The sequence below is a fragment of the Butyrivibrio proteoclasticus P6B7 genome, from assembly GCF_000622085.1.
Classification (GTDB): Bacteria; Bacillota; Clostridia; order Lachnospirales; family Lachnospiraceae; genus Butyrivibrio; species Butyrivibrio proteoclasticus_A.
The window spans coordinates 79,738-99,088 of record NZ_KK211396.1; the positions used below are offsets into that span (position 1 = coordinate 79,738).

At 43.7% G+C, this 19,351-nt stretch carries 14 protein-coding genes; 10 read left to right on the top strand and 4 right to left on the bottom strand.

Features of this window, described 5'->3' with window-relative positions:
- Positions 1 to 163: 163 nt before the first annotated feature.
- Together T541_RS0117665 and T541_RS0117670 are read right to left on the bottom strand one after the other, a co-directional pair.
- Entirely contained in the window at positions 164 to 1,849 is a 1,686-nt protein-coding gene (locus T541_RS0117665; RefSeq protein ID WP_026653898.1) for a 2-hydroxyacyl-CoA dehydratase family protein, read from the bottom strand.
- The gene (locus tag T541_RS0117670) at positions 1,846 to 3,075 is read right to left on the bottom strand and encodes a 2-hydroxyacyl-CoA dehydratase family protein (protein ID WP_026653899.1); all 1,230 of its coding nucleotides are present in this window, start codon (positions 3,073 to 3,075) and stop codon (positions 1,846 to 1,848) included. Before T541_RS0117670 ends, T541_RS0117665 begins: the two co-directional genes overlap by 4 nt.
- Before the next feature lie 279 nt (positions 3,076 to 3,354).
- Here T541_RS0117670 and T541_RS0117675 point away from each other — a divergent pair, with 279 nt between their 5' ends.
- The 7 genes from T541_RS0117675 (at position 3,355) to T541_RS0117705 (ending at position 11,001) form a co-directional block, all read left to right on the top strand.
- Positions 3,355 to 4,116, top strand: a complete 762-nt coding sequence (locus tag T541_RS0117675) for an AAA family ATPase (protein ID WP_026653900.1) — start codon at positions 3,355 to 3,357, stop codon at positions 4,114 to 4,116.
- A gap of 21 nt (positions 4,117 to 4,137) precedes the next feature.
- Positions 4,138 to 5,334 (top strand): 2-hydroxyacyl-CoA dehydratase family protein, encoded by a 1,197-nt coding sequence (locus T541_RS0117680; RefSeq protein WP_026653901.1) that lies wholly within the window; start codon positions 4,138 to 4,140, stop codon positions 5,332 to 5,334.
- The gene (locus T541_RS0117685) at positions 5,334 to 7,109 is read left to right on the top strand and encodes a 2-hydroxyacyl-CoA dehydratase family protein (RefSeq protein WP_242840804.1); all 1,776 of its coding nucleotides are present in this window, start codon (positions 5,334 to 5,336) and stop codon (positions 7,107 to 7,109) included. The genes T541_RS0117680 and T541_RS0117685 overlap by 1 nt, the downstream gene beginning before the upstream one ends.
- A gap of 110 nt (positions 7,110 to 7,219) precedes the next feature.
- Positions 7,220 to 8,014: an acyl-CoA dehydratase activase gene (locus tag T541_RS0117690; RefSeq protein WP_026653903.1), complete on the top strand. Its 795-nt coding sequence runs from the start codon at positions 7,220 to 7,222 to the stop codon at positions 8,012 to 8,014.
- Positions 8,015 to 8,031: 17 nt separating this feature from the next.
- Positions 8,032 to 8,199 (top strand): hypothetical protein, encoded by a 168-nt coding sequence (locus T541_RS21535; protein WP_155839578.1) that lies wholly within the window; start codon positions 8,032 to 8,034, stop codon positions 8,197 to 8,199.
- Between the two features lie 17 nt (positions 8,200 to 8,216).
- A complete protein-coding gene (locus tag T541_RS0117700) occupies positions 8,217 to 8,957 on the top strand; it encodes a hypothetical protein (RefSeq protein ID WP_026653905.1) in 741 nt (246 codons plus the stop codon).
- Positions 8,941 to 11,001 carry an FAD-dependent oxidoreductase gene (locus T541_RS0117705; RefSeq protein WP_026653906.1) on the top strand — a complete coding sequence of 687 codons (2,061 nt, stop codon included), beginning with the start codon at positions 8,941 to 8,943 and terminating at the stop codon, positions 10,999 to 11,001. The genes T541_RS0117700 and T541_RS0117705 overlap by 17 nt, the downstream gene beginning before the upstream one ends.
- Before the next feature lie 62 nt (positions 11,002 to 11,063).
- Here the strand turns inward: T541_RS0117705 and T541_RS20285 are convergent, their stop codons facing one another.
- Positions 11,064 to 11,714 (bottom strand): TetR/AcrR family transcriptional regulator, encoded by a 651-nt coding sequence (locus tag T541_RS20285; RefSeq protein WP_051538345.1) that lies wholly within the window; start codon positions 11,712 to 11,714, stop codon positions 11,064 to 11,066.
- Positions 11,715 to 11,954: 240 nt separating this feature from the next.
- On the opposite strand from T541_RS20285, the gene T541_RS20290 reads away from it, so the two are divergent.
- The 3 genes from T541_RS20290 (at position 11,955) to T541_RS0117725 (ending at position 18,542) form a co-directional block, all read left to right on the top strand.
- A complete protein-coding gene (locus tag T541_RS20290) occupies positions 11,955 to 14,066 on the top strand; it encodes an efflux RND transporter permease subunit (protein ID WP_051538346.1) in 2,112 nt (703 codons plus the stop codon).
- Between the two features lie 63 nt (positions 14,067 to 14,129).
- Positions 14,130 to 16,862, top strand: coding sequence for a hypothetical protein (locus T541_RS20945; protein ID WP_026653907.1), 2,733 nt, complete (start codon positions 14,130 to 14,132; stop codon positions 16,860 to 16,862).
- 432 nt (positions 16,863 to 17,294) lie between these two features.
- Positions 17,295 to 18,542, top strand: a complete 1,248-nt coding sequence (locus tag T541_RS0117725) for a DUF6591 domain-containing protein (RefSeq protein WP_026653908.1) — start codon at positions 17,295 to 17,297, stop codon at positions 18,540 to 18,542.
- Between the two features lie 116 nt (positions 18,543 to 18,658).
- Here T541_RS0117725 and T541_RS0117730 read toward each other — a convergent pair whose 3' ends face one another.
- Entirely contained in the window at positions 18,659 to 19,063 is a 405-nt protein-coding gene (locus tag T541_RS0117730) for a hypothetical protein (protein ID WP_026653909.1), read from the bottom strand.
- Between the last annotated feature and the right edge of the window lie 288 nt (positions 19,064 to 19,351).

Here is a 19,351-nt window from a genome sequence, read left to right on the forward strand (position 1 = left end):
AATGGGATTCTCACTAGACTCGAAAATACCTCGTCAAGTGTTCACCCATGGCTCGCACTAAGCTCGCATAATGTAGTTCTGCTCTCGCTTTGCTCGCCAGAACACGTTCCTACTAGGCTCGTAAGAACCTCGCCAAGTAGTCACAGCTCGTTAAGTGCTCTGCTCACCAGCTATTATCGTCATCAAATTCCACAAGTGTTGGATCCAATGGCTCCTCGTGCATTACTGTTGTCATGTAGTCACTGATGATCTTGCGGATCTCTTTTCTTGATACAGTACGCTTATCTGGAAGAGCGTGTGGAACCCAGATAGCATGAATGTCGCGCTTTCTGAACTCATCCTCGAATACGCCGTGGATTCCCTGCATTCCCTTACACTGAAGCTGGTCGTACATGATGACCATATCGCAGTTGAAGCGTTCCATGTAATCAAACAGTGACAGGATGTGCTCGTGACCACCAACGGCCATGGCTCTCATAGGAGCTTTCTCATTCATCCAGTTAAGGTCTTCAAGAGCGTGCTCGTAAGTATCTGTTCTAAGGTACTGGTCAAACATAAGAGAATCCATGTTGATGACACAGTTGATACCCCAGCAGTTATAAGCCCAAGTACACCAGTTGGAGTAGTACAATGGTGCACAGCTCCAGGCGATGGCACGGTGCCTTGTCTTAGGGAAGGTGATGATGTTCTTCTTAACAGTCTTGTTCATGATCTTGCGAACATGCTCATCACATTCGTGCCAGATAGGTCTGTCGCCGGCCTGAGAGTAGTAGATACGATAAAGAGCTTGAGCAACACCATTGATAGGATAGTTCTCGGTATTAGCTGCCACGTCCCATTTCTCCCACTCAAACTCGGTGAGCTTGTTAAAGGACTCAGCATATTTAACGTAGGTATCCCAGTCAAACTTAACACCATACTGCTCTTCGATGAATTTCCAGCAGCCCTCGATCTCTTTTTGCGCATGCTTCTGAACAAGAGGATCGTCATAGCGCATAGGCTGTGGAAGAGCATATAATGGGCGATTTAAGAACCAGTCCTGAAGCACGCTGGTGGCAACTGAGCCGTCACAGGCTTCGTTACTGGTAATCATTGTAGGTGCGTAGTCTGGATAATCGTCTTCGACGAAGAGTCCATACTCGGCCTGACACATTGGACATGGATCTGATGGAAGTCCGATGGACTGGGCTGCGTCGATATATTTAAGAACAGTGTGGTTATTAACGTGCACTGAAACGAAGTAGGTGATCATCTCAAGGGGCACATCAATAAGGTCCTGACGGAATGGGTAAAAGAAACTACCTCCTACTGTCTCGTTGTGGGCAATATGCTGTTTCCAATACTTGTTTTCCTTGCCACCGTGGAGCTTCTTATCAGCGATGAACATACGCTGGAACTGGCGGATAGTCTCACTTACCATACCGCGATAGTGCCATGCTGAAGCTCGTAGTGCTTCGCCTCTCATACCTTCCATTCCTCTGTCGAACCAGTGCATAACAGAGAGATAGGTCTGACCCATCCAGCGATAGCGCCATACACCCTTTGCAAAGTCCACAAGACTCTGAGGGCCGTCGCCGTACTTCACGATATCTGTTACCATGTGAGCGTAGTTGTAAAGCCATACCATGTTGAAGTAGTACATGGTATCCATAAAGCCACGCCACTCACGATGCTTGTATAATCCGGTATCGCCAACATAGAGATCGCCAAGGCGTCTCTCTTCATGGGGCTTACCATTCCAGAAATCATTAAATGCCTTCTTTACATCACGGGGCTTTTCCTTATCTTCCGGACGCTTCTCCACAACGAAAAGCTCATGATATTTCTTTTTGAATTCAAATAGCTTCACGCTGTCGCCTCCTTCCTAGTGGAAGAATCATTTACACCTGTCTTACCACTTTGAATATTCTTAAGCTCGATACTTTCAACAAAGGCCTGGAATCTGGTTCTTAGCTGACCAACGGCGTTGTTGACGTATTCCTTTTCGATGGAGCAAACCGGAATGCCGTAGTCCTTAGGAAGTACCAGAGTATCGATGGTACGCTCATAGCTCCAATACTCACAGAACTTCATCTGGGAAATGACGATTCCGTCTGCCTTGTATTCCTTGGCAATGGCCGCAAGCCTGTCCTTGCGTTCACGCATAACGTGCTGTTCCATGAAACGTGGGCAGTTGCTGGTTTCTAAGTAGTGGCGGGCAATTGCGTGGAGAGGAGTTTCTCCCTCTTTTACCACGATCTCTTCACGACCTGGAAGAGAGCCGTAGCAGTGCCTGTCAGCCACAACCAAAGCGCCGCATTCCTCGATGAGCTTAACGAAGTTAGGATCATCCTCCTCGGAGCCTGCAAGAACTACCTTACATCTGTAGGTCTTTTTCTCATCAGGCTTACGGGTCTTAAGCTGCTCAGCGATGTCGCGGAGCTTATCTATTATCAGGTATTTAGGACAAACTAAAGTTGAAAGCATTATTATAGAGAACTCAGTTCCAGTAATGGTGGGCTCGTCAAGCTTACGGTAGCTGCCAATCTCAGTAATGAGGCGGCAGATTTCGTTGTGCTCTTTGATTGCCTGTAAAAGAGCTTCATCACTGGTGTCGATGTCAAAGTGTTCCTTTAATTTATCGAGAACATGGTGACGTAATTGAGTTTCGTAGTGTTCAATGGAATTATCGTTCTTTTTGAATGGAACATCGGTGAACTCGCAGAAGAAATCAGGGTTCTTAATGATGTCCATAAGCTGAAGATGCTCCTGGAAGCGGCAGGTGACCGTACAGGTCTCAGTTGCCATCTGAGCATCAAGGAAATTGTAGCCTCCCTCGAGAGCGCGCTCTAACAAACATCTGCCGTACATGCAGGTGCGGTTAGTCATGTAATATGTTGCCATTTCTGGAGAAGAACTACGAGGAGCGCGGAGACGTGCCGAAACGCAACCAGGAAGGTCTAATAAAACTTCCGGCATGAAATAGCAGGTATAGCCCAGAACGCGCTTGCCATCCGCTTTCGCCTGACGGATGAGCTCATTGTTGGCTTCCTGCAAAAGGTCTTCGAGCTCAAAGATGTGCACGAGATCTTTCATATGAAATTTACCCCCATCATAAACTTGTCGATACCAAAATGTCCGGTGATTCCCCAGTATCGATCATTCGCCATAAGAAAAAAACGCAGTACGGACCCTATTCCGTACACATAATTAATGATAGCATATTTTTTTGGAAACTAAAGAGGAAGTTTCGAATTTTTGTGGGAATATTTTTGTAATTAAGTATAGGATTAATAAAGAAAATGAATTACAATATCTATGGGGATTCATTTTAATTGGCAACATATTCTTATTACGTTTTTGGGGGAGATAGTAATGGGAAACCATACTAAGATCGTTGCGCTCACTGGAAAGGGAGGAGTTGGCAAGACTTCTCTTTCTGCGTCTATCGTGCGCATTCTTACAGAAAACTATCCGGATTCTAAAATTCTAGCTATAGATGCTGATCCTGCTGTGGGATTGTCTGTTGCCCTTGGCGTTAAGCCAGAGCACACACTTGATGAAATCAGGAAAAAGATGACTGAGGACGTGGCAGACAAGCTTAAGGAGGCTCAGGATATTCTGGCGGAAGCTAAATTCCAGCTTTATGATTCCATGATTGAAAAAGACGGTTTTGCCTTTCTGGCCATTGGTCGCCCGGAAGCGGCAGGCTGTTATTGTGCTATCAACACATATCTTAGAAAAGTTATTGAGATGCTGGTGGATGACTTCGACTACGTGGTCATTGACGGAGAGGCTGGCATCGAGCAGATTAACAGAAGAGTTCTTGAAAAGGTCACACACCTTGTCTGCGTTTCTGATCAAAGCCGCAAGGGACTTCAGATTATCGAGACCATCAAGAACGTGGCAGATGAGCTTGTTATGTATGACAAGATCGGTCTTGTGGTGAACAGAGCGCCACTTCCAGATAAGGTAAAAGAAAAAGAGATTGGAGGAGTGCCTGTGGTGGCGGTAATTCCACAGGATGATGCCATGACCGAGAACGACATCGAGGGCAGGAGCGTATTTGAACTCGATGACAGTGCCATTGTTTTAAATGGAGCAAGACAGGCCTTGCGGGGCCTTGGGCTGATATAAGGCAGCAGAAGGGAGGAAGACTTGCAGGACTTAAAGTACATGATTACCTTTGAAAAGATGCTGGAAGATGCACAGAATTCATTGGTAAAAGATGCGCAGGAAGAGGGCAAGTATGCGATTGGCTACACCTGTTACCACATGCCGGAAGTTCTTTTGAACGTGGATAACTGCTTCTCAGTGAGAATGAGAGCCCCAAGGGTAGGTTCCATCGATATTTCCACATATTATATGTCCAACTACACCTGCGAATTTGCCAGATCTCTACTGGAGAATGGCATAGAAGGAGGCTACGGCTTTCTTGACGGTATTGCCGGCGTTGATGCCTGCTCTGCCATGAACAGGTGCTATGAGCATCTGGAAATCCTTAAGTGTAACGAAAAACCCCATTTTTTCGTGACACATACGGATGTTCCATACAAGGTTGAAGAGTATAACTTCGATCAGGTTGCTACACAGATGCGCCTTCGACTTCTTGATGTTATGCATGAAAAGCTGGGTACTGACGTATCCGACGATGCCATCAGGAAAGCGGTAAAAGAGCATAACGAGATGTGCCGTATAATTACTGAGATCGGAGAATTCAGAAAGGAAGAGAATCCAAGGATAACAGGCTACGAGTTCCATGTTATCTGTCTTGTAAGCTATTGCAGTCCTACAAGTAAGATTCTTCCGATGCTTCGCGAGACCTTAGAAGAGCTTAAGACCAGGAAACCGGACGAAAAGCCTTGGTTTAGAGCAAGGGTAGTGGTAGTTGGATCTGAAGTTGATGATCTTAACTTTACAAGACTTCTTGAGGAGTCTGGAGCAATGGTGGTGGCTGACAGATACTGCTATGGCTCATTCCCTGGAAGAGAAGAGATCGTTCTTAATGACGATGAAGATGTAGTAAGGCAGATCGCAAGGCATTACATGCTGACAAGCGAGTGCCCAAGATACATGGCGGAGGAGAAGGTTCAGCAGAGAAAGGATACAGTGGATAAGCTGGCAAAAGAGTTTAAGGCTGACGGCGTTATCTACGAGCAGATCAAGTACTGCGATTTCTGGGCCTTTGAAAGACCTCTTGCAAGCCATATCATGACTGAAGAGTATGGCTGGCCTACACTTTCCATCGACAGGTCCTACAACGTTCACAATTCCGGACAGCTAAGGACCAGATTCCAGGCCTTTGTTGAGGCGCTGGAGATCAAGAAGATCAGAAAGCTAAGGGAGGTAATGTGATGAAATACATTGATCCCAAGAATTTTAGATTAAAAGACAATATAGATTGGAAGGCCCAGGCTGAGAATATGAAGGAAATCGCCGGAATCGTAGGCGATATCATCAAGGAGACGGACTTTAAAGAGGTGGCAAAGTCCATGGGTAAGGACGCAAAGGGCATCAAGAAGCGTCTGAACCATGAGCTTAATCTCCTTAAGCAGATGTCTCCAGACGAGGTAAAAGATCTTGTGCTTAACGGCGAGAAACAGCTTGGTAAGCTATACGCATCAGGCAAGATGGCTACAGTCCGCCGTGAGTGGCGAGGCGTAAAGGACACAGGCGTTGACTTCTACGAGTGGATGAGGATGTGGGGAATGCTCCTTGCAACCTTCTCCAAGGACCTGGTTCCAGCCATGATGGGCGCTGTGCACTACAGATGGATGATCTCATACTTCTGCTGTCACTCCTTCATGGATAAGAACACACTGGGACTTCGCGGAAGAGCCCTTAAGATGCACCACGAACTGATCTACGCAATATTCAGATATGTTGCAGAGAACCTGGTGCTCCTTATGAAGGCAGATGAAAAGGTTGGTAATAGTAAAGAGCTCTCTAAGAAGATAGTTCTTTTTGATGAAATGACAATGTCCCAGATCATGGCAGGCTTCCCTGACCTGATTGGAATACCTTATCAGCTGATGCCGGTATTTCTTTTATCAGAGATTGATCAGCTGGCCTGCATGCCGTATATCGATGCTGTTGAGTCCTACGGACTTCCATCGGATACCTGTCCTGTTCCATCCTCTGAGTGCGGAGCAGCAGTTGTGGACGCCCTTCCTCACATGGGAGCATGCTTTATTTCAAGCTCAATGCCTTGTGATGGTTCAGTAATGGCGTCATCCTACACTGGACGTAGGTTCAAGGATCTTCCTACATATCACCTGGCTTTCCCAGTTAGATATGAGGACGAATCCATCATGGATGCGGCGGTAAAAGATATCCAGGGCTGCATTAAGTTCATCGAGGAAAACACCGGTGCAAAGTGGAACTGGGATGCGTATTTCGCAGCAATGAAGCGCTTTAACATGGAAACCAAGTACGAGCTTAATAAGTGGGAGATCAACCAGACTCCTAATCCACAGCTTATCGGTCCTTGTTACGAGCTCTTTAGAAAGTGGAACTACGAAATGGACGGCGGCCTTGATCCTAGAATCATTTCTACCTTCAAGAAGGTGGATAAGATCATGATGAAGGCCTATGAGCAAAAGGATGAGCCTTGGCGTGGCAAGATGAAGTACAGAGCTTTGGTTTGGTCAATTCCAGCTCACTACTATGCTAACTTCTCCAACTGGATGGCGAACTGTTGGGGAGTAGATATCCTGGTTGAGATGGAGTCACTGAACTTCACCAAGCCGCTGGAAACAGAGAACAAAGACGAGGCCTTTAAGGATCTGGCAAGACTCTATGAGCGAATGGTTATGAGAAGACATACCAATGGCGGATATGATCACGTTGTAACCGAGCTCTGGAGACAGTGTGAACTGTGGAACGTGGATTTCGTTCTTATGTACCAGCATGTTTCCTGTAAGAATATGGCTACTGTACAAGGTCTTTTTGAAGATCAGGCTCGTGAGAGGGGAATCAAGCTCCTGTGGGTAAGCCACGATCTTATGGATCCTAGAACGGTTTCCAGAAAAGATATGAGGGCGACGGTTAACGAGTTCATGAGAACAGTAATGAAGGCTGAGCCAGTGGATCCATCACTGGAAGACTTTGAGGATGACACCACCTGGTGATTTACAAATGGCTGTAGCATGGCGAGAGCGAAGCGGAGCAATTCGTATTATCACCACTAATTACAAACAACAGCAACATAAAACATTCAGACTATATGAAGGGGGACAATATGAAATATTTTGGCGGATGTGATGTAGGATCTACCTACACAAAAGCGGTTATTATCGACGAAAATGGCAAGATGGTGGCTAACACCACCTTAAAGAGTAAGATCATTGCTCAGGAATCAGCAGAGATGGCAATGAAAGAGGTTATTGGACAGGTCGAGGGATTAAACAGCTCCAAGGACCTTACATATCTCATTGGTACAGGTTACGGACGTAACAAGGTGCCTTTTGCAGATGAGAACATATCCGAGATTTCCTGCCACGCCATGGGTGTTCACGTAACTAATCCAAGCGTAAAGGCTATCATCGATATCGGTGGACAGGACGTTAAGGGTATTGCCATCGATACAGATGGAACAGTTAAGAACTTTGCTATGAATGATAAGTGCGCTGCCGGAACAGGACGTTTCTTTGAGGCTATGGCACGAAGCTTTGAGATGTCTTTAGAGGATTTCTCCAAGCTGTCTCTTAAGGCTAAGAACGTTATTCCTATCACTGCTCAGTGTACCGTATTTGCTGAGTCTGAGGTTATCACTCTTGTTGGTGAAGGAAAGCCTATGGACGAGATTGCAGCAGGTATCGAAATGGCTGTTGCCAAGAGATGCTTTGTTATGAGTAAGAAGGCTGGCGCTACAGATTCCATCACTCTTACCGGCGGATGTGCTAAGAATGATGGTCTTAAGGCTGCTATCGAGCAGGTTCTTAAGCTTAAGGTAGTTGAGCTCTCAATTGACCCTCAGCTTATGGGTGCCCTGGGAGCAGCAGAATATGCGAGACAGAAAGGCCTTGCCAGATAAGGAAAGGAAAAAGCTATATGGGTAAAGTACTTAAAGTAATAGGTACGATCATTAAAGTGTTGACGATCATCACTGGGATTTTGTTTGTTATATATTTCTGGAATCTGGACCAGAAGCTGATGGGCTGGCTTTACACCATAGTCAACAAGATTTTTGACAAAAAGAAAGCAGACATCAGATTCTGACCGGGGTAACTTGCTAGATGAAACTATATGACAACGTGATCGCCCACACCAGGGAGGTTCTGGCGGAGAGTAGCTGTAAGAGCTACGAACTGTCTGAGACCGGCTCCTGGAAGGATGTGGGAAACAGTGAATTTATAATGCTAAGGGATGCTGCCCTTGAAATAGGCGGATCTGGCCTGCCTTCCGTGAACTACACCTGTGTCACCACCTCGGGGGAGGTGACCGGGGATGAGGTGCTGGTTTATGGAAAAGATATTGCTTCTTTGTCGGGGGCTACGGCCTTTGCAAGGATCGTGATATTGGAGACTGAGGATCTTGAGGAGGACAAGGACCAGGAGAAGGCCTTCCAGACCATACGCAATCTTGAGTTTGTAAGATACCACGTATTTCCTGCAGGCTACATGGTTAGAGTATCAGCCAAGTCCAATCAGGAACAGGTCCGGATTTCAAGGAAGGCACTGAAAGCAGGGATTTCTTTTGCCAAGGTAGGAGGTCTGTACATCAGGAAATACAAGGCTCTTCCAGAAGTTAGACATGTCCGTGTGATATTCATTACGGAAAAAGAGCTGGTGGAAAAGCTTATGGAGAATGCGGACAAGGTGGACTCTATCACCAGGACCCTGACCCATATCCTGGACGGAATGCCTACCGATTGCGGACACTGCAGCATGAAGAAGCTCTGCGACGAAGTAGAAGGTATGAAGGAATTACATCTTGGTAAGAGGAAAACGGAGGGAAAAAATGAAGCAGGAATATGAAGCTCTTTTTACCCCATGGAAGATAGGAAATCTTGAGATCAAGAACAGGATTGTCTTAGCACCCATGGGAGGAACCTGTATTTTTGGTTGGATGGAGCCGGGGGGAAGCCATTTTGATAAGGAGGCAGCAAGGCTCCTTCTTAAGATCGCGCAGAATGACTGCGGCCTGGTAATCCCAGGTATTGCGCCGGTTAAGGATATGCTGGGCGGCAAGTGGCTTTATCAGAATAAAAAGAAATTCAAAGAACTTAAGGTGTTTATGGATCAGCTCCACGACACAGGAGCTAAGATGTTTGTGCAGATGACTGCAGGCTTTGGTAGGTCTTTTGCCCTGACAGAGCCACTGGCTATGCTTATCAGAAACAAGACTCTGGGAAAGGCTTCCAAGTTCTATATTGACCCTGAGTATCTGACAGCAGCCCCTTCAGTTCTGCCTAACAGATGGGCTGACGATATCATGACAAGGCCTCTTACCAAGAAGGAGATTGATGATATTGTCTATGCCTTTGGCGAGACTGCACGCCTTTGCAAGGAGGCTGGGGTCGACGGTGTTGAGGTTCACGCTGTTCACGAGGGATATCTTCTTGATCAGTTTACTCTTAAGTACACCAACCATCGTACTGATGAATATGGCGGATCCTTTGAGAACAGATACCGCTTTGCTGTTGAGATTGTAAAAGAAATCAAGGCTAAGTGCGGAGAGGACTTCCCTGTTTCCCTTCGTTACTCAGTTCGTTCCATGACCAAGGAGTTTCAGTATGGTGCTATGCCTGGTGAGGACTTTGAGGAGATTGGACGTGATATGGAGGAGTCTGAGAAGGCTGCCAAGTACCTTCAGGACGCAGGTTACGATATGCTTAACTGCGACAATGGTACCTATGATGCCTGGTACTGGGCTCATCCACCACAGTATATGCCACAGAACTGTAACCTTAAGGATGTGGAGCATATCAAGAAGTTTGTGGATATTCCTGTGGTCTGCGCAGGTAAGATGGAGCCTTCAGTGGGAGCTAAGGCCATTCGTGAGGGCGGCATAGATGCCATGGCTGTTGGAAGACAGTTCCTGGCTGATCCAAGATGGGTTACCAAGATTGAAAAGAATAAGGAGAGGGATATCCGTCCTTGTATCTGCTGCCATACCGCATGCTTTAACTTAACTAAGCACGGCAACAGCGCCAATGACCAGGATCTTTCTGAGTCCGCTGGAATGTGCCGCTGTGCTGTTAATCCACGCAGTATGCAAAGCGGTAAGTATAGAGTTATTCCTACAGATAAGCCTAAGAAGGTTGCTATTATCGGTGGCGGTATCGGAGGAATGGAAGCTGCAAGAATCCTTGCTCTTCGCGGCCATGAGCCGGTGCTTTATGAAAAGACAGATGAGCTGGGCGGTGTGTTCATTGCGGCAGCAGCTCCTGAGTTCAAGGAAAAAGATAAGGAGCTTATCGAGTGGCAGAAACGCCAGCTTCAGAAGCTTGGAATTGAAGTTCACATGAATACTGAGATCAAGGAGGATAATCTTCCAGAGGCTGATGCCTACATCGTAGCTACTGGTGCAGAGGCTAATCACATTCCGATTCCTGGGGCTGACAGGGCTATGGATGCTACAGATTATCTTCTTGGCAAAAAAGATCCTGGCGATAATGTAGTTATCATTGGCGGTGGTCTTACAGGTTGTGAGATTGCGCTGGATCTTTTCCGCAAGGGTAAACATCCACAGATCGTGGAGATGAAGGATGATCTTATCGCAGTTAAGAATATGTGTCTTGCTAACACAAGCTATCTTCGCGACTGCTTCAAGACCAACAAGGTGCCTGTATATCTGAAGGCCAGTGTTGATAAGATCGGAGAGGATAGTGTAACTATCTACACTAAGAGTGGTACAGTTAAGGAGCTTAAGGCAGATGGCGTTATCATGTCCGTTGGATATCATGCAACGCCTCTATTAAAGGCTTCCAAGAATGTATATCTCCTTGGCGATTGTAAGAAGGTTGGCAATGTTAAGTCAGCCATTTGGGGCGCTTGGGATATTGCAATGAAGATCTGATGCCATACTTCTCAAAATAAATAGGCTCCGGTAGGAATCATATCCTGCCGGGGCCTTTCTATTTATTTTTTAGGCTTTTCTTTTTTTTCTTCTTTTTCTTCTTTTTCTTCTACTGTGTATTGCTTAATGATATTTCTTACGTTTACTTCAAGGTGGGGCTTTAAATCCTCCAGGGATACAGGATCATTGTACATAATTGAACTGTAACCGGTTGATCCAACAAGCTCTATTATCAGAAAGAGCATGACTTCAGGATCCTTAAAGGTTTTACCGGATTCATCTATCATCTTGCGGTACACTTCACCAAAGTCTACATCGTCGTTGTGAGCCGGTGTAGTGAGAGCTTTTTTGAATACTGCCCAGGAGAGGTCTTTGTATATGAAAGCAAGAAGCCCCTTGTTGGCTGCAAGTTCATCAAGAACATAATCCATTATGAAGATAAGTCTGTCGTCAAAATCTTTGATTCTGGCTTTCCTTAGTGCGGTGTAGGCTTCCATAAATAGAAGACTTGATTTGTGGGCGATAAGCCTGTTTCTAATATCATATTTATCTTTAAAGTATAGATAAAACGTTCCCTTGGCAACTCCAGCACTTTTAACGATGTCTGAAATTGATGTCTTTTGAAGTCCCTGCGACGTAAACAGTTCAAAGGAAGTGTTTAAGAGATTTTCAAATTTCTGCTTTTTATTAGCATCTACTTTTTCTTTTCCCATAGCTTCTCCTCATTTATCATAACCATTTTAACATAAGTAGGCTGTGTCCGAAAATGCCCTAAATATGGGCTTCTATAAAAAGATTTCAATCATGATAATCTTTTTTGAAATAATTTTTAAAAAGAAATTGACCAACGGTCATTTTTATGATATACCAAATTATAGAAAATGACTAGTGGTCATTTTTTATAATCTAAAAAAGACGATAATTTTTTGAAAAGTTATCAGAGGAGGCAGGTTATGAATAAGCTTTCACAAATAATTGTAAAGCTAAGGTATGTTATCTTAATCGTAGCAGTGGCACTTCTTGTTCCAGCAGCAATCGGTTACTTTAACACAAGAGTTAACTACGATATCCTTACTTATTTACCTAAGGATATTGAGACCATGCAGGGTCAGGACATTCTTCTTGATCAGTTCGGCACAGGCTCTTTTGTGTTATATGTGGCTGAGGGCATGGAGGAGAAGGATGTTGCTAATCTCAAAGCCAATATAGAACAGGTCGACCACGTTGCAGATGTAATCTGGTACGACTCAATCATGGATCTCTCAATTCCAATGGAGATGATCCCAAGTAAAGTGTATGACGCCTTTAACAGCGGCGACGCCACAATGATGTTCATCGTATTTGATGACGGTACATCAGCAGATGGCACCATGGATGCAATTGAAGAGATCAGAAAGATTTCTGACAAGCAGTGTTTCATGAGTGGTATGAGCGCCATCGTTACAGATACCAAGAACATGGCAATGGCAGAGACACCAATCTATGTTGGAATCGCAGTTCTCCTTGCAGTAATAGTTCTTTCACTTACAATGGACTCTTACCTTATCCCATTGTTCTTCCTTCTTAGTATAGGAATGGCAATTGTTTACAACATGGGAACCAACGTATTTAAGGGAGAGATTTCTTTTATCACCCAGTCACTTAGTGCAGTTCTTCAGCTTGGTGTTACACTGGACTACTCAATTTTCCTGTGGCACAGCTACCAGGAAGAGCTGGAGAAGAACCCTGACAAGAATTCAGCTATGGCCAACGCCATCACAGCTACATTCCAGTCAGTTATCGGAAGTTCAATCACTACAGTTGCTGGTTTCATAGCTCTTTGTTTCATGAGCTTCACACTGGGTCTTGATCTTGGCGTTGTAATGGCTAAGGGTGTTGTATTCGGTGTTATCGGGTGCGTAACAATCCTTCCAAGTATGATCCTTGTATTTGACAATCTTATAGAGAAGACTAAGCACAAACCTCTGATGCCAGAGTTTAACAAGATTCCTAAGTTTGTTGCTAAGCGCTATGTTGTATTCTTCGTGCTGTTCTTAGCTCTTTTATTCCCAGCTATCTACGGCAACAACCACACAAGCGTTTACTACGATCTGACACAGACTCTGCCAGATAAGCTTGAAAGTGTTCAGGGAGCAAAGGAAGTTGATGAGAAGTTCGATATGAACTCAGCCTACATGCTTCTTGTTGATAAGAATTTAAGCAGTGCTTCAATGAATATGATGATTCACGAGCTTGAGGATACAGACGGAATCCTTTCAGTTCTTTGTACAGATTCAATCTTAGGACCAGCTGTTCCAAGGAGCTTTGTTCCAGCGGATCTTTCCTCCAAGCTTGAAAGTGACGAGTGGAAGATGGTTCTTTTGACAACAGATTATAAGATCGCTTCTGATGAGATCAACAACCAGATTGCGCAGGTAGACAGCGTTGTAAAGAGCTATGATCCTAAGGCGATGGTTGTAGGTGAGGCACCATGTACTAAGGACCTTATCACAATTACTAACCATGATTTCCAGGTTGTTAACGTAGTTTCAATCGGTCTGGTATTTTTGATCATCGCATTTGTACTTAAGTCAGTATCATTGCCATTCATTCTTGTGGCAGTTATTGAGTTTGCGATATTCATTAACATGGGTCTTCCTTACTACACACATACAACAATTCCTTTCATTTCATCAGTAGTAATCGGAACTATCCAGCTTGGTGCAACAGTAGACTATGCGATCCTTATGACCACAAGATACCTGACAGAGCGTAACGCAGGCCATGACAAGAAGGAAGCTACACTCATAGCTCTTTCTACAAGCATGAAGTCAGTAGTTGTCAGCGCCCTTTCATTCTTCGCTGCAACCTTCGGTGTTGGCCTTATCTCAAGTATCGATATGATAGGTTCACTTTGTAACCTTATGGCAAGAGGCGCCATCATCAGTATGTTTACTGTACTTCTTGTACTTCCTGCCATGTACATGATCTTCGATAAGCTGATCATGAAGACCACATTTGGCATGAAGGGCATTAACACAGATAATCACGGACATCACGGCTTCCACAAGCATCAGGCAGCCTAAGGAGCTAGTTCTTTTAACTGTAAAAAGAGCTATGACAATAGATTAAGAAAAGAGGACAAAGGTATGATTAGAAAAAATTTACTTAGATCACTTTCAGTAATAATGGCTACAATGCTGGCAGTTATGACAGTTGCCTGCGGTGCAGTTAAGACAGAGGACACAGAGGCAGCACAGGAGACAGCTCAGGAAGCAGAGCTGGAGGAGAGCCTTGTAAGCGCAGCAGCTTCTTCATCAAGAGATTCAGAGGCTGGCAAGGTTGAGACAGTTTATGTTACAGCTGATGCAAACGGTGCTGTTAACGACGTAATCGTAAGCGAGTGGCTCAAGAATGCCAACGCTGCTGCAGCGCTTAGTGATACAACAGAACTTCAGAATATCGTCAATGTAAAGGGCAATGAGACCTTCACAGATAACGGGGATGGAACAGTTACTTGGAACGCAGGTGGTTCTGATATCTATTATCAGGGCACAACAGACAAGGAGCTTCCAGTATCCATGAAGGTTACTTATACACTTGATGGAAAAGAGATTTCTCCTGCAGATCTGGCTGGTAAGAGCGGAAGAGTAACAATCAAGTTCGAATATACCAACAACTGCAAGCAGACAGTTAATGTAGATGGCAAGGACATCGAGGTTTACACACCATTTGCTATGGTTTCAGGGCTTATGCTTGATGCTGATAAGTTCTCAAATGTAGAGATTTCAAATGGTAAGGTTATTTCTGATGGCGGAAGCTACATCGTTATGGGTGTTGCAACTCCTGGTCTTAAGGAAAGCCTTGATCTTGATGAGGAGAAGCTTGATGAGCTTGAGGAGTCCGGTGAGCTTGAGACTAAGCTTTCTGATTCCTTCGAGGTTACTGCAGATACAACAGACTTCCAGCTTGGAATGACAATCACAATGGCAAGCTCAGATGTTCTTTCTGATTTCGGCCTTTCAGATGTGGCTGATTCTGAGAAGCTTGATGAAGTTAAGGAAGATATGGAAGATCTCAATGACGGTTCTACAGAGCTTGTAGATGGTACTAAGGAGCTTAAGGATGGTACTACAGAGCTTAGAGATGGTGTAGGCGAGCTCTACGACGGAACTCAGGAGCTGGCTGATGGTACAAGCACTCTTTATGATGGAACTCAGGATCTCTATGATGGCGTAGTTACATATACAGACGGCGTTTCACAGGTAGATAACGGTGCAAAGGCTCTTGCTGATGGCGCTAAGGCTGCTAAAGAGGGCGCTGACCAGCTTAAGAACGGTATGGATGAGGCTGATCTTGTGAATGGTGCGAATAAGTTGGCTGAGGGATCTGCTCAGGTAAGCGCAGGTGTTAGCCAGCTTGCACAGGGACTTAGCACACTTCCTACTATGATGCAGGATCTTGCTAAAAAGGATGCTTCCTATAAGGCTATATCTGCTTGGCTTTCCAGCACAGACCCTAATTATTCTCTGTCTGTGCCTGAGGGAGTTGATGTAGAAACATTTGGTGCTTGCCTTGCATCTCTTGGACTTCCTTCAAATGTTGCATATGCAAATGCATGGAGACAGGGATGCTTAAAGTCTATGTATATGCTTAGTAAGATATCTGATGGAACTGTAACTATAGCACCTCCAACAACTACTACAACTACAGCATCTACCATTCCATCAGAAGATAGTGGTGAGAATGCAGTTGATGTAGAAACTGGAACAGTTACTAACCCAGCTAATGACAATGCTGGTGCCGGATCTGACGAGGGCGGAAATGGTAATACTGATGACAACAGCGGAGCTGGAAATAATGGTGGTTCTGGTGACGAAGGCGGAAATGGAAACACTGGAGACGAAGGCGGAAACGGTAATACCGGTGATGAAGGTGGAAACGGAAACACTGGAGACAACAGTGGTAATGGAAATTCAGGATCTGCTGGAAATTCAGGTTCTACAGGAGCAGGAAATGGCGCTTCTGATAATGACATAGATGACGACGATTTAGATGATGATGACCTTGATAATGAAGAAGAGGAAGATGAGGAAGATGAGGAATTTGAGACAACAAGCCTTGACCTTTCACTTCTTGGAGATGACTTAACATCAACAGGTCTTGAGGAGAAGAAAGTTACAGTAAGTGCAGCTCCAGGCTATTCAGCTGCAGAGTTCAGTGGATACTTAACTGATGCTCAGAATTACTATCAGGTTGCCGGTGCAGCTGGTGGTGCTTATTCAGCAATCCATTCTGTATATGCTGGCCTTGCTGGATCTGATCTTGCTAAGCTTAATGCACCTGCAAATATTGCTGGTCAGACAATTCTTCAGATCCTCGCTGAGGGTGCTGCTACTGTAGCAGAAGGAAATGCTAAGCTTGCTGGTGGTATTCAGACAATCTACAACGGAGCAGTAGCTCTTGACAGCGGACTTGGTGATCTTAGCAGTGGTGCTTCACAGCTCTATGACGGAACACAGCAGCTTACATCTAACAATGATGCTCTTGTAAGCGGTGCTTATGATCTTAGCGATGGCGCAAGACAGCTCAATGATGGTGCTGGCGAGCTCAATGATGGTGTATCTGAGCTTAATAGCGGCGTAGTTGAACTTGATGACGGTGTTCAGGAACTTCTTGATGGTGTTGTAAAGCTTGACGAAGAGGGTATTAAGAAGCTTTATGAGGCATTCAACGGAGATCTTACAGACTTTACTGACAGAGTTCAGGCTGTTCAGGAAGCAGGCAGCAACTACAAAACATTTGCTGGTGCAGATGAAGATGTAGATAGCAGCGTTAAGTTCATTATCAAGACTGAGGCTGTTGAAGCTAAGGAAATGTAATAGATAGAAAGGGCCGTCGCACATATTAGTGCGACGGCCCTTCATTACGAATAGCCCTAAAGGTGTGCATTCGGAAATACTTGTTTTCGTCTGCGGTGTGATTTTCTAAAACTCATAAAAAAGCAAATGCCTCATTTCGACGTTGCTCATAGAAATCGGCATTTGCTTTTTTATTCATTTTGAAAATCATCATCCTCGTCCGAGAACAGCGCATTTCCGAACGTACACCTTTGGGCTATGCTATTTATGAAAAACTATATTACTAATTCGCTTGCGCCTTAACTTCCTGCAAATATCCAAGAAAAACAGTCTTTAAAAACGTGTTTTGTAAAACATTTCTGTGTTTTTTAATTCAATTTTTATGATGCTTTTACTATATTCCGATACAATAATACTGGATAATGAAATTGCGTTATAGAAAGGGTGAATACTATGAAGAAGAGTTTTGCTCTTGTTATTGTGCTAATTCTTTTGGTTGGATGTGGCAAGGGTGGTGATACTTCAGGACAGAAAGCCGATACTAGTATAGTTTTTGAAGAATTGAATTTTGCAGGAACTTACATAGGCTTACATGGTAGTGGTATTACATTGTTTTCTGATGGAAGTGCTGAGTATTTTTGGAAAGATTGGTCTAATGTAGAAGTTGGTGATTCATGGGAATATGTTGACAATAAAATAGTTTTTCATAGCACAAATCTTGGATATGATATTTATGCTGACATCTCAGGAAATAATAGTTCTACATTGAATTTTATGGGCGTTGGGGATACAGATTGGCAAGATGAGATGTTCGTAAAAATCTCTGATGATACTAGTAATAAAAGTGTTGATGAATATGTTGGACTTATAGAAAAGCAACTTAATGTAAAACTTGATAGAGTAGATGCGGACGAGACAAAAATAGCCGAGTATTCAGGCTTTACACTCGAATATCCTGGATCATTCGTTAAAGGGGAAGAAAATCAAGGTGCTGTAGTATATTCGGATGAAGAAAACGGAATGGGGTTGGTCATTGTTACTAAATTGCTTAACGAGTCTGGAGCTTCAGAAGATACTAAGGAAACAGTTAGAGGCGCATTTGATGAATACTTGGAATTTAGCTTAGAAAAAGTATTGGCTAGTTTTGAAAAAGAAATAGATTTGCAATCTGATGGCGTTAGTATTGTTAACATTTCCAATGATTCTTTAAAAACTAAAACTGCAAAAGTTGATGGGGATGAATATAACAAGTATTATACAGTTTATTATGATGAAGAAACGCTTTTGGGTTTTGTCACTGTATTCCTTATTGAGAACACAAATGATAATCTTCAGGTATATAAGGATATTGTTAAATCGGTGAAGTATATAGGGAATGGCTATGATTCTACAACAGACGAATTACACGTTGATTTGCAAAAAGAAGCGAGTAATGATGATGGCGTAGATCCTGAGTTAAAGGAGTTTTTAGATAGCTACGAAGCATTTATGGATGAGTATGTTGAGTTTATGAAAAAGTATAATGCCAATCCTTCAGACATCGGATTGTTGGCAGATTATACGGAAATCATGCAGAAATATATGGATTTCTCTGAGACTGTTGAAAAATATGATGCCGATGAGATGTCTAAGGATGATGCTAAGTATTATATGGAGGTCATGAATAGGGTAAACAAAAAACTATTGGAAATCACAGAATAAACGTAGCACTCTTTATTGGTAAGAGTTGTTGAAAAAATGTTCTTAGTAAAAAATGAGCATTTTACCAACGTATGGTGAAATGCTCATTTTTGCTTTTATTGAATTTTTGAATTATTTCAATGCTGAGTTTTTTCTAAAAGTCTGATTTTTGCTTGAAGTTCAGCAATAATAGCTTCTTTGTCAGCGATGATAGAGTCCTTCTCAGCGATAATCTCTTTGTATTCTTCATCTGCCTCGGCTCGCCCTTCTCTTTTTGCATAAAGAATATCAGTATTTCTATCCATTATTTCTAATTCTTCTCCAAATAACATAAGCTGAGCCTCCTTATCTAAAGATAACTTTTTGGCGTCTTTATAAATGCCTTGAATGAGAGGTGAATCCATCAGTTCTTTTCTGACCTGTTCGTTGTTGATATCTGCTATTGCAGCAAATAAAGCAAGCAATTCCAAATCTTCATCTTCATTATAGTTTTTGTTCAAAAACTGTTCAAGGGCTTTATCCAACTGGATAGCGTAAATCAAAATTCGGAAACAAAAGGGTGGAGTTCACCTGGAATCATTTAAGATCAGATCTGTTTCCGTAATTATACACCAAGCCTGTCCATCATCCAACATATGACCCTAAATTCCGTTGGAAAAAGCGAAAGTCCCGGTGTTTCGCTTTTGACCCTTGGTCTGCTTAATGACTACTTTATCTGTCATGGAACGCCAGCCTCTGGTTTCTTTCTTTATGCAAGCTTTTGGTCAATGAGGTCCCTGAGCCACCTCATTTTAGGCATTTCTGTGCCTAACACGTGAGTGTTCAGAATC